This window comes from Salinisphaera orenii subsp. orenii MK-B5 (assembly GCF_003788635.1).
GTDB classification, from domain to species: Bacteria; Pseudomonadota; Gammaproteobacteria; order Nevskiales; family Salinisphaeraceae; genus Salinisphaera; species Salinisphaera orenii.
The window spans coordinates 60737-71930 of record NZ_AYKH01000004.1 but is presented as its reverse complement, the minus strand read 5'-3'; the positions used below and the strand labels follow the sequence as shown (position 1 = coordinate 71930).

At 69.7% G+C, this 11194-nt stretch carries 8 protein-coding genes; 1 reads left to right on the top strand and 7 read right to left on the bottom strand.

From position 1 onward, the window contains the following. Nucleotides 1-109 precede the first annotated feature (109 nt). Nucleotides 110-826: a TetR/AcrR family transcriptional regulator gene (locus SAOR_RS03385; protein WP_245965381.1), complete on the top strand. Its 717-nt coding sequence runs from the start codon at nucleotides 110-112 to the stop codon at nucleotides 824-826. Between the two features lie 27 nt (nucleotides 827-853). Here the strand turns inward: SAOR_RS03385 and SAOR_RS03380 are convergent, their stop codons facing one another. The 7 genes from SAOR_RS03380 to SAOR_RS03350 form a co-directional block, all read right to left on the bottom strand. After that, entirely contained in the window at nucleotides 854-2677 is a 1824-nt protein-coding gene (locus SAOR_RS03380; protein ID WP_123630220.1) for a long-chain-acyl-CoA synthetase, read from the bottom strand. A gap of 74 nt (nucleotides 2678-2751) precedes the next feature. Next, nucleotides 2752-3495: an Abi-alpha family protein gene (locus SAOR_RS03375; protein WP_123630219.1), complete on the bottom strand. Its 744-nt coding sequence runs from the start codon at nucleotides 3493-3495 to the stop codon at nucleotides 2752-2754. 85 nt (nucleotides 3496-3580) lie between these two features. Beyond that, nucleotides 3581-4849 carry a DUF445 domain-containing protein gene (locus SAOR_RS03370; RefSeq protein WP_123630218.1) on the bottom strand — a complete coding sequence of 423 codons (1269 nt, stop codon included), beginning with the start codon at nucleotides 4847-4849 and terminating at the stop codon, nucleotides 3581-3583. Nucleotides 4850-4990: 141 nt separating this feature from the next. Beyond that, on the bottom strand, nucleotides 4991-6409 hold the full coding sequence (locus SAOR_RS03365; RefSeq protein ID WP_245965380.1) for a TolC family outer membrane protein: 1419 nt from the start codon (nucleotides 6407-6409) through the stop codon (nucleotides 4991-4993). Further along, complete coding sequence (locus tag SAOR_RS03360; protein ID WP_123630217.1) at nucleotides 6406-9531, bottom strand: efflux RND transporter permease subunit; 3126 nt, start codon at nucleotides 9529-9531, stop codon at nucleotides 6406-6408. The genes SAOR_RS03365 and SAOR_RS03360 overlap by 4 nt, the downstream gene beginning before the upstream one ends. After that, nucleotides 9528-10664 carry an efflux RND transporter periplasmic adaptor subunit gene (locus SAOR_RS03355; protein WP_123630216.1) on the bottom strand — a complete coding sequence of 379 codons (1137 nt, stop codon included), beginning with the start codon at nucleotides 10662-10664 and terminating at the stop codon, nucleotides 9528-9530. Before SAOR_RS03355 ends, SAOR_RS03360 begins: the two co-directional genes overlap by 4 nt. Further along, nucleotides 10657-11148, bottom strand: a complete 492-nt coding sequence (locus SAOR_RS03350) for a GbsR/MarR family transcriptional regulator (RefSeq protein WP_123630215.1) — start codon at nucleotides 11146-11148, stop codon at nucleotides 10657-10659. Before SAOR_RS03350 ends, SAOR_RS03355 begins: the two co-directional genes overlap by 8 nt. Nucleotides 11149-11194 lie beyond the last annotated feature (46 nt).

The window sequence follows — 11194 nt, the reverse complement described above, 5'->3', positions numbered from 1 at the left end:
TGGCGGAACCGTCCCCATGTCAAGGGATACGACCGACAACATCTATTTTCAAAAATACGAGTTTTCAGATAATACCAAGCCCCTACGAGGCGTCAACAGGGATGAATCCGTGACAGACACTCGACAGAACTCTCCGGGCAAGCGCCAGCGGCGGCGCGGCTATCGCGGCCTCTCGGCCGAGGAACTGCGTGCCCAGCGCCATGATCGGCTGATCGCCGCCGGCATCGAACTCTTCGGCGAGCGCGGCTACGCCGCCACGCCGATCGAGGCGGTCTGCTCCCACGCCAAGGTCTCCACCCGGCATTTCTACGAGCAGTTCGAGGGCCGGGAATCCATCCTCCACGCCGTACACGGCTTCCTGGTCGCGCGCATGGAGGAGATCATCCGCACGGCGCTGACCGAGCCGCGTACCCCGCTGACCCAGCGGGTGGCGGACACGATCGAATCCGCGATCTTCTTTCTACTGGAGGACCCGCGGCGCGGCCGCATCCTCTGCATCGAGGCCGTCGGCGTTTCCGAGGTCATGGAGAAGAAACGCCGGCAGATGACCCATGATCTGGCCGACATCATCCAGCGCTACGCCGATCTGATGGCCGAGAACGGCATGCTCCCGGCCCGCGACTATCACCTGCCGGCGATCGCCCTGGTGGGCATGTTCAACGAACTGGTGGCCGAGTGGCTCAACGAGGGCACCGGCCTGTCAGACCGGGAAATGGCGCGCGAAGCCAAGATCCTGTTCCGCGCCATGATCTTCGGCGCCCAGCACTACGAACCCACCGAAGGCGCCCACGATCCGCTGGACCGGCAGGCGCCCGCCGGGGACTGACCCCGACCGGTCTGCGCCACGCCCGACTCAGAGGGCCAGCTCACCGGCCTCGAGCGCGCGGCGCGTCTCGTCGTCGAGGCGGGCGTAGCGCTCGTCGCCCGCGACGAGCACGTAGACCGGCTCGTCATCCTCGGGGGCGTAGGCCTGCTTCTTGAGTTCGACCTTGCGGTATTTCATCGTCCCGGTGACCTCCTGCTCGGGCCGCGGCCGGATGAACACCGGGATCGCATAGCCCGGCAGCTCCTCGCGCAGGTGCGCCACGAGGCCGGCCCAGTCGATATCCGCGATGTCGTTCGCCGGCGTGATCGCGGCCATGCCCGCGCGCCCGTCGTTATGCGGCACCTCGACGCCGTAGACCACCGATTCTTCGATCGCCGGATGGGCGTTGAGCGCGTTCTCGACCTGGGTGGTGGCCACGTTCTCGCCCTTCCAGCGAAAGGTGTCGCCGAGGCGGTCGACGAAGGCGATGTGGCGCATGCCCTGGCGGCGCACCAGATCGCCGGTGTTGAAGTAGCAGTCGTCCTTTTTAAACACGCCGCGAAAGAGCTTTGCCTCGCTCGCTCGGCGGTCGGTGTAGCCCTCGAACGGCGCGAAGTCCGTGACCTTGTTGAGCAACAGACCGACCTCGCCCTTGCCGACCTCACGCATGCGCCCACGCTCGTCGCTGACCGGCGCCTCGGTCTCGGGATCATAGTCGACCACCGCGAACGGCAGCGGACAGAAGCCCGCGGTGCGATCCATGTTGAAGCCGTTGACGAAGATCAGATTGCCTTCGCTGGCACCGTAGAACTCGCAGATGCGCTCGATGCCGAAACGCGACTTGAACGCGTCCCAGATATCAGGCCGCAGACCGTTGCCGATGACCGCCCGCACCGCGTGATCGCGGTCGTCGGCGCTCGGCTCGGCGGCGAGCAGATAACGGCACAGCTCGCCGATGTAGCAGAACACCGTGGCCTGATGGCGGCGCACGTCGGGCCAGAAGTTCGACACGCTGAACTTCGGCGCCAGCGCGAAGGTGGCCCCGGCGCACAGCACCGACGACCACGACACCGTCAGCGCGTTGTTGTGATACAGCGGCAGCGGACAATAGAAGCGATCCGCCGGCGTCAGCCGCAGGCCGGCCAGGCCCATCGCCGCGCCGCCGCGCAGCCAGCGCGCATGGCTCATCCGCGAGGCCTTGGGCATGCCGGTCGTGCCGGAGGTGAAGATATAGAAGCAGGTGGCGTCGCGGCTGACGGCGGCGGCGTCGTCGAGGTTGCCGGCGGCGCGATTGCGGGCTTCCGCGAGAAAGTCGCGACAGCCGGCCGGCGGGGTGCGCAGGTCGCCGCCGGGGACGAACCAGACCGGGTCCAGCCCGGCCACGCGCGGATCGTCGCGGATCGCGTCGAAGGCGGCGTACAGCTCGCCGCCGACGAGCAGGGCCCGCGGTTCGACCGTGCCCAGGCTGTGGGCGAGCACCTCGCCCCGCTGCTTGGTGTTGCACATCGCTGCGGCGGCGCCGAGCTTGGCCAGGCCCGCGACCGCGATCAACGCCTCGGGCCGATTGTCGAGCAGCACGCCGACGACGTCCCCGGCGCCGATGCCCCCGGCCTTGAAGGTGCGCGCATAGCGGTTGGCCAGCGCATTGAACTGGGCGTAGGTCCAGCGCTGGCCCTCGAAGGTGAGCGCCGGATGCTCGGGCCGCCGACCCGCATGCGCCTCGAGCAGCGTTGCGATCGTCATCCGATCCCGGAACTTCGACTGCAGCAGCAGCCCGGCCCCCTTGAGCAGGCGGTCCGCGCCGCGCAGCTTGTCCGGCGTGGGCTTGAGCACATCCCAGACGTTCAGCGTGTCGCGCTCGGCTTCGGCCATGGGCCTCTCCTCCATCGGTTCTGTCAGCGTCCTGTCAGCAATCGCCGTCTCATCCGGCACTGACAAGGAGCATATCAGCGCACGGCCGGCGTGCCCTCCTCGCGTGCCGGCGGGGTCGGCCTGCAGTCCTGCCACAGCGCCAGGCCATAGGCACTCAGGCGCACCGACTGCCGCTGCAGGCGCGGATAGAGTTTGAGTTCGCGGCGCACGTGATCCATGGTCCGACGGATCTGGGTGTCGGCGAGCAGCAGTTCGTACTGATCGCTCAGCCGCTCGTCCTCGGGCCCGATCTGGAACACGCCAAGCGCCAGCAGCTCGGTCATGTACTGCGGCACGTACTCGCGCAGCAGCACGCCGGCGTCGCGGCCCAGCGAACTGGCGTTGGTGAGCACGTTCACGCTCACCGGTCCGGCCGGCAGCCGGCCGGCGGCGACATGACACAGCGGTGCGATCTCGCGCTCGGCCAGCAGTGCCAGCATCGCGACCTGATCGGGGACCAGCCGCGACAGCGTCTGCCGATAGAGTTGGATGCGCGCCGCGTCCGGGTCCACGCTGCGGGAGGCCGCGAGCAGGTCGGCCATCATCTCGGCCGGTTCGCTCAGCTCCGGATGATCGCGGGCGACGCGCGCCCGATCGGTCGCCCCCGCCTCCATCGCGTCGAGGCGCTGCTTGAGCTCGGTGAGCGCCCAGCTCTCGGCGTCGTGAAACCGGCGCACGGCCGAGCCGGTCACCGGCCATTCCTCGGCCGCGCGGGCGGCCTGCCGCAGCATCTGCAGCGGCCGGGGCGTGCGCGGGCGCAGATTCTTCCTGGTTGCCATGGCGATACTCGCTCTCGGTTGCGGCGCGCGCCGCGACAAGCCCGGCATCGTGCCGGACGGGACCGGTCCGGCGCCAGCAGGCCGATCAGCCGAAGCCGGGCAGGCTGCCGAAACGCTCGGTGAACACACTGGAGAACAGCACGACGAGCTGGAACCAGCCGACCATCAGCCCGAGCGCGGCGCCGACCGCGATCAGGATCCACTCGTCCTCCTCGAAGGCCGGACGCAGCATGCCTTCGAACTGGCGCGGCGTGAGCTGCTGCAGCCGCGAGACCAGCGTGTCCTGGATCGCCATCGCGTTCTCGGCATAGCCGGTCATGTGCGACAGCGTCCCCGGCATGCGCGCGACCACCTCGCGCACGGCCTCGGCCTTGATGCGTTCGTAGTCGGCGCTGCCCAGCGTCCAGGTCACGAACGGGCGCGCCACGCTCGCGCTGTCGTCGATGGCGTGTTCGACCTCGCGCCGGACGAGCTCGAACAGCTTCTCGGCGTAGGGGCCGGTGAGGATCTCCTCGAGGATGTTGGCCGGCGTGAGAATCTGGGTGGCCACGAGGCTGCCGTAGTCGGCCGCGACCTCGCCCTGGCGCTTGAAGAACAGCCCCTGGATCCGGAACGGGCCGATGCGGATCGGATTCTTCGGGTTGAAGATCATCTTCAGTGCCAGCCAGTTGGTGGCCCAGCCCACGAGCAGACCGAAGGCCGGCAGCAGCCACCAGGGCTGGAAGAACATCCAGATCAGCATCTGCACGAGGCCGAAGGCGAAGCCGAAATAGGCGCCCGAACGGCCGATGAACACGAATTCGGCGCGCCCGGTCTCGAGGAAGATGCGGTTGAGCAGGTGTTTCTCGCGCACCAGCACGCGGGTGATCATGCCCTTGAGATCGAACATGTAGCGCACGTTGGTGCGCACCTCGGTCATCAGTTCGCGGATGATCGCCGGGGCCTGGGCCCGCACCCGGTGCTTGATCCGGCTGCGCACCACCTGCGGCAGCGCCTCCCAGAGCCCCGGGTGATGGCGGCGCATGACGCTGTCGGTGATCTCGTCGGTGAGCTCGATCATCGGCCGTTCGAGCTCGGCGGCCACGCGCTCCGGGTCCAGCCGGCCGAAGATCTCGGCCTCCGTGATCAGGGACTCGGTGATGGTGTCCACGGCGATGCCGGTCATCTTCGAGGCCTTGCGGGGCACGATGCCCTGCCAGCCCAGATACGGTTTCCAGAAGCCGACGAAGTGGAGCGGATGGAACATCATCCGGATCGCGACCACGTTGGTCACATAGCCGACGATCGCGCTGATCACCGGCATGGACAGATACTTCCAGGTATCGATGCTCAGATAGAGAAAATGTCCGTCCATGGCCGGGGCCGCCGGGCGGGCGCGGCCGTCTCCTCGCAGTCGTCGTTCATCGAATTATGACGCGCCCTCGAAACCGGCGTCGGCGCGCGGCGGCGGCCGGTCTGACAGCACGGATTGTCACTATAGCAGCCCGCCACCGGTTCAGCCCCGGGCGCCGTCTCCGGCCATCGCCGGCGCCCCGTGCAGACGTGCGTTGATACGCGCCAGGGCGTCGAAACCGAGCACCCCCGCGGCCGCCCGCAGCTCCAGCCGGGCGAGCGCGTGGTCGTACCACGCCTGCTTGCGATCGGCGCGACGCTGGACGAGCGTGATCTCGGCGTCGATCACGTCCAGTATCGTGCGGTTGCCCAGTCGATAGCCGGCCCGGGCGGCCTCCAGCGCGGTCCGTCCCGAGTCGATGGCGCGCTCGAGCGCGGCCAGCCGGCGCCGGGTCGCGTCCACGTCGCGCCAGGCGTCGTTGATGTCGATGATCAGCTGCCGGCGTGCCGCGATCAGATCCAGCCGCGCCTGTTCGGCCTCGTACTCGGCCTCGGCCACCGCGGCGCGGGTCGCACCGCCGGAGAACAGCGGCATCTGCAACTGCACGCCGATCGAGCGGGTCTCGTCGATGAGATTGGCCTGGCCGCCGCCGATGGGGAACAACTGCTCCTGGCGGCCGATACTGCCGACCAGGTCGACGGTGGGCAGGTGGCCGCCGCGCTCGGCCGCGATGCGCTGGCGCGCCGCGCGCCAGCTCGCCCGCGCCGAGGCGATCCGGGGCGAACGATCCAGCGCGGTGACCAGCCAGGCCTCGCGGTCGCGCTGCGCCGGGCTTTCCGCCTCGGGCACCGCGGTGTCGACGTCGATGCCCGACAGGGCCGACGGCGAACGGCCGGTGAGCGCGATCAGCGCATCCCGGGCCGAGGCCAGCTCGTTCTCGGCGGTGATCGCGTCGACCTCGGCGCTGTCGAGGCTCGATCGGGCCTCCTGCTGATCGGTGATCGGCTCCAGGCCGGCCGAGTAGGCGGCTTCGGCCCGATCGAGCTGTCGCCGGATCGAGCGCCGCTGTTCGCGCGCGGCCCGCAGCGCGTCACGCGCGGCGAGGACGTCGAAATAGGACCGGGCCACGCGCACGATCAGGTCCTGCTCGGCGACCGACAGCGAAGCGCGCGCCGCCGCACGTTCGGCGTCGGCGGCATCCTTTTCCTGCCAGGCGCGCCAGTTGAACAGCGGCTGGGTGAGATCGAGCGAGTAGGACTGCTGGTCGGAGGTGGTCGCACCGTCGTCGGTGGCGAAGAAATCGGCGCCGGTCGCGCCGTCGTTCTCGGGGCGCTCGAAGGTCTGATCCTGGGTGACGGTCGAATAGCTCGCACTCGCCGAGAGCTGGGGCAGCAGCTGTCCGCGGGCCCGGCGATAGCGCGCCCCCGCGGCCCCGGCTTCGGCCTCGGCGCCGAGCAGATCCGGGTCGTTGCGCAACGCCTGCTCGTAGGTGTCGAGCAGATTCTGCGCCGCCTGTGCCGGCCCGGCCAGCACCAGCATCGCGCCCAGCGCCAGCGCAATCGCCCGCGCGCCGCGTCTCATGCGGTGCGCCCCCGCCGCCGCTGCCAGGCGTCCCCGGCGCGGGCGCCGAGCACGAGCAGGCAGGGGGTCAGGATCAGCGTCAGCACGGTCGAGAACAGCAGCCCGCCCACGATGGCGGTGGCGAGCTGGGTCCACCACTGGGTCGAGGGCGCGCCGAAGGTGATCGAACGGCCGATGATGTCCACGTTCATCTGCAGCACCATGGGCAGCAGGCCCAATATCGTCGTCACGGTGGTGAGTATGACCGGACGCAGGCGCTCGGCGCCGGTCTGGCGCACCGCGTTCCAGGCATCGAGCCCGGCCGCGCGGTTCACGTTGTAGGTGTCGATGAGCACGATGTTGTTGTTGACCACGATACCCGCGAGCGCGATCACGCCGATACCGCTCATCACCACGCCGAAGGGCTGGCCGGCGACGAGCAGCCCGAGCAGCACCCCGATGGTCGAGAACAGCACCGCCGAGAGGATCAGAAACGACTGGTAGAAGCTGTTGAACTGGGTCAGCAGGATCACGCCGATGAGCGCCACGGCCACGCCGAAGGCCTTGGACAGGAAGGCTTCGGCGTCGCGCAGGTCCTCGTCCTCGCCCTTGAAGGCGATATCCACGCGCGGGTCCAGCCCGGCCGATTCCACGTGCTCGCCCATCCAGTCCCGCAGCGCGCCCAGGCGCTCGGCGACCAGCGCGTCCTCGGCGACGCCGGACTCGACCGTGATCGTGCGCTGGCCGTCGGTGCGCTCGATGCTCTCGACCTTGGGCGCGGGCACGCGCTCGACGAAGTTGCCGATCGGCACCCGGCCGTCGCTGGTCTGCACCCGCAGGGCGTCCAGGTCGGCCAGGGTGCGCGACGACTCCGGGAAACGCACCCGGATGTCGATCTCGTCGTCGGCGTCGTCGGGCCGGTATTCGCCGACCTTGATGCCCTGGGTGACCAGCTGGATCGCCTGGCCGATGGTGGCCACATCGGCGCCGAAACGGCTGGCTTCGGCGCGATCGACGTCCATGCGCCACTCCAGGCCCTGGGCGCTGCGCGAATCCTGCACGTCGGTGAACCCGCCGACCTCGGCCATGCCGCGCCGGACGAAGTCGGTGGCCGTTTCCAGCGCATCCATCCCCGGCCCCGCGATCTGGATCTCGACCGGCTTGGCCTGGGTCGGGCCCTGGGCCTGTTCCTGGACCTCGGTCTGCACGCCGGGGATGCCGGCGATGGCCGTGCGCACCTCGGCGAGCACCGCGTCGGCCGGCCGACGCACGCCCCAGGGCTTGAATTCCATCTGAATCTGGCCGATCACATCCTCCGCGGCGCCCTCGCGAAACGACGACTGGCCCGACCCCGTGCGGGTGTAGACCGACTCGAACGTATCCATGGCCAGCACGCGCTCCTCGACCCGCCGCACCAGCCGATCCGACTCCGCGACCGACTGCTGGCCACGGGCATGGACCTGGATCACGGCGTTGTCGGGGGCGATGTCGGGAAAGAATTCCACGCCCTTGCCGAACGTGGCGTAGCCGACGATCGCGGCCACGAACAGCAGCACCGCGGCGAGCAGGGTCTTGCCGGCGTGTCGGGCGAAGCGCTCGAGCGTGCGCACGTAGGCGCCGGTGAAGCCGCGCAGTGGCTGGCCGGGCTGCCAGACCGCGGCGGCGCCGTCCGGGGCCGAGCCGCCGATGACCGCGCCGAGCGTGGGCACGAAGACCAGCGCCATGGCCAGCGAGGCCGACAGCACCGCGATCAGCGTGATCGGCATGTAGCGCATGAACTCGCCGACCACGCCCGGCCAGAACAGCAGCGGCGCGAAGGCCGCCAGCGTGGTCGCGGTCGAGGAGATGATCGGCCAGGCCATGCGCTGGGCGGCGTGCATGTAGGCCGAGGCCCGGGCCTCGCCCTCGGCCAGAAACCGATCGGCCAGTTCCACCACCACGATCGCACCGTCGACCAGCAGCCCGAGCGCCAGAATGAGCGCGAACAGCACCACGATGTTCACCGACAGCCCGAGCCCGGCCAGCACCAGGATGCCGAGCAGGAAGGAGCCGGGAATCGACACGCCCATTAGCGTGCCCGCGCGCAGGCCCAGAATGCCCACGATCACGATCATCACCAGCAGGATGCCGCTGACGACGTTGTTCTGGAGATCACCCAGCAGCCGGGTGACGTCCTCGGACTCGTCCTGCGAGAAGTTGACCCGGATGGCCTCCGGCCAGCCCTGCTGCATGTCGGCCACCGCCGCGCGCACCGCGCGATTGGTGTCGATGATGTTGGCGCCGATGCGCTTGGTCACTTCGAGGGCGACCGTGGGCTGGCCGTTGAGCCGGGCGAAGCTCTCGCGATCGGCGAAGGCCCGGCGCACGCTGGCCACATCGGCCACCGTGACGACCTGATCGCCCGCGCGCTTGACCGCGGTGGCCCGCAGCGCGTCGAGGTTGTCGATCACGCCGGGCACCTTGATCGAGAAGCGCCCCGAACCCGACTCCAGCGCCCCGGCCGGCACCAGCTGGTTGTTCTGCTGGACGGAGTTGAACACCTCCTCCAGCGACAGACCGTAGGATTCCAGGCGCAGCGGATCGATGTTGATCTCGATCTGCTCCTCTCGGTCGCCGGCGATGTCGGCCTCGAGCACGCCGGGAATGGATTCGATCTCGTCCTGGGCGTTCTCGGCCAGGGTCACCAGCACCCGCTCGGTAACGTTGCCGTAGAGATTGATCACCAGCACCGGAAACAGCGCGACGTTGATCTCGTTGACGGTGGGCTCATCGGTCTCGTCGGGCAGTTCCGACTTGGCGATGTCGACCTGGTTGCGGACATCGTCGAGGGCCGCGTCCGGGTCGAAGCCGGCCTCGAACTCGAGGATCACGCTGGCGTGGCCCTCGGAGGCCGTCGCGCTCATCTCCTGCAGGCCCTCGATGGCGCGCAGCTCCTGCTCCATCGGCTTGACCAGCAGACGCTCGGCGTCCTCCGGCGATATCCCCTGATGCGTCATCGACACGTAGATCGTGGGGATGGTGATATCGGGCGAGGACTCCTTGGGGATGCCGTTGTAGACGATCACGCCCGCGACCAGAATCACGATCAGACCGAGCACGACCGTGCGCGGCCGCGAGAAGGCGCTCGCGATCAGCGCGTTCATTGCGTGCCGGCGCCCTCCGCCCCCGCCGCCGCGGGGCGCTGGTCGCCGGCGGCAGCCTCGGCCTCCTCGACCACCCGCACGGCGTCGCCGGCGCGCACGAACCCCTGACCGCTGGTGATCAGGCGCAGATGCTCGGGCAGCCCCGACAGCCACAGCGTGTCCGCCGTGCTCCGCGCCACGCGCGCGGCGTGAAAGGCCACGCGGCCGTTGGCGTCCACGGTCTTGATGCCCATGCGGCCGGCCTCGTCCAGCGTGAGCAGATCCGCCGGCACCGCGTGTGCCTCGACCCGCTCGAGCGGCAGGTACAGCTTGGCCGAGGCGCCGGAGACCAGGCGGCCGCCCGGATTGTCGACCTCGAGTTCCACCGCATAGGTCCGGGTGGCCTCGTCGGCCTCGGTGGCGACATAGCGCACGGTGCCCTCGACCGTCTCGCCGTCGATCAGGCGCGCGCGGCCGGACTGGCCGGTCTCGACGAACGCGACGTCGCGCTCGGCCAGATCGGCCTCGACCACGAACGGGTCCTGCTGGATCACGCGCGCGATCTCGTCGCCCACCGCGGCATAGTCGCCGACCTCCACCGGCCGCGTCTCCAGCACGCCGTCGAAGGGCGCGCGGATGACGGTGTCGTCGATATCCTGCTCGACCTCGGCCAGCCGCGCCTGGGCGGCCTCCAGATCGGATTTCGCCTGCGCCAGGTCGGTACGGGTCTGGTAGCCCTTCTCCGACATCCGGCGCACGGCCTCGTACTGCAGCCGCCGCTGCTCGACCACGGCGCGCGCCTCCTGGCGGGCCGACACGCGGTCGGCCAGGGCGATGCGCACCAGCACCTCGCCCGCCTCGACGCGGGCGCCGCGCCGGGCTTCCACGGCCTCGACCCGGCCCGCGGTCTGGGCCCGGAGCGTGACCGCGCGGTCCGGCGCGGTCTCGCCGTTGAGTTCGACTTCGCGCCAGACCGGCTCGGCGGTCGAGTCCCGCACCGCGACGCTCACCGGGCGCGCCTCGGTTTCGGCCGGCGCCGGGGCATCGGCCGCCGGCTCGTCGCCGCCGATCATGCCCGAAGCCAGCCAGGCCGCGAGCGCGACCACGATGGCGGCGACGATCCAGATCGGGCGCACCGTCGGCGCCCTAGCCATGCCCGTCACCCTCCGGCGACCCTTGCTCGTCGCGACGCAGCCGCTCGATCAGATCGCGGGTGTGATCGCGCGCGGTGTCAACGAACCGGTGCATGTCGACCAGCCGGCTCTGCGCGTCGCGCCAGTCGTCGGGCAGATCGCGCTCGGCGGTGGCCAGCGCATCGCGCAGTGTGGCCATGCGCTCGACGTAGCCTTCCAGCATCGGCAGATAGTGGCGATCGGCCAGGCGGTAGTAGTCCTGCCTGTCGCCGGGGCGGGCCGTGGCCTCGAGCACGCCGAGGTCGCGCAGCACCCGGGCGTTGGTGCTGACGCTGGCACGGGAGACTTCCAGCGCTTCGGCGAGGTCCGCGAGACTCGCCGGCCCGCCGTGGAGAATGAACCAGCCGAGCATGCGCCCGGCGATGCGCGGCAGGCCGTCGGCCTGCGCGGACAGGCCCATGCGTTCGATGAACACGGAGACGGCGGCGGGCGGATCGGTCGGCATGCGCGCAGCCTATGCGGTCGCCGGCGTTCAATCAATACTGAACGCT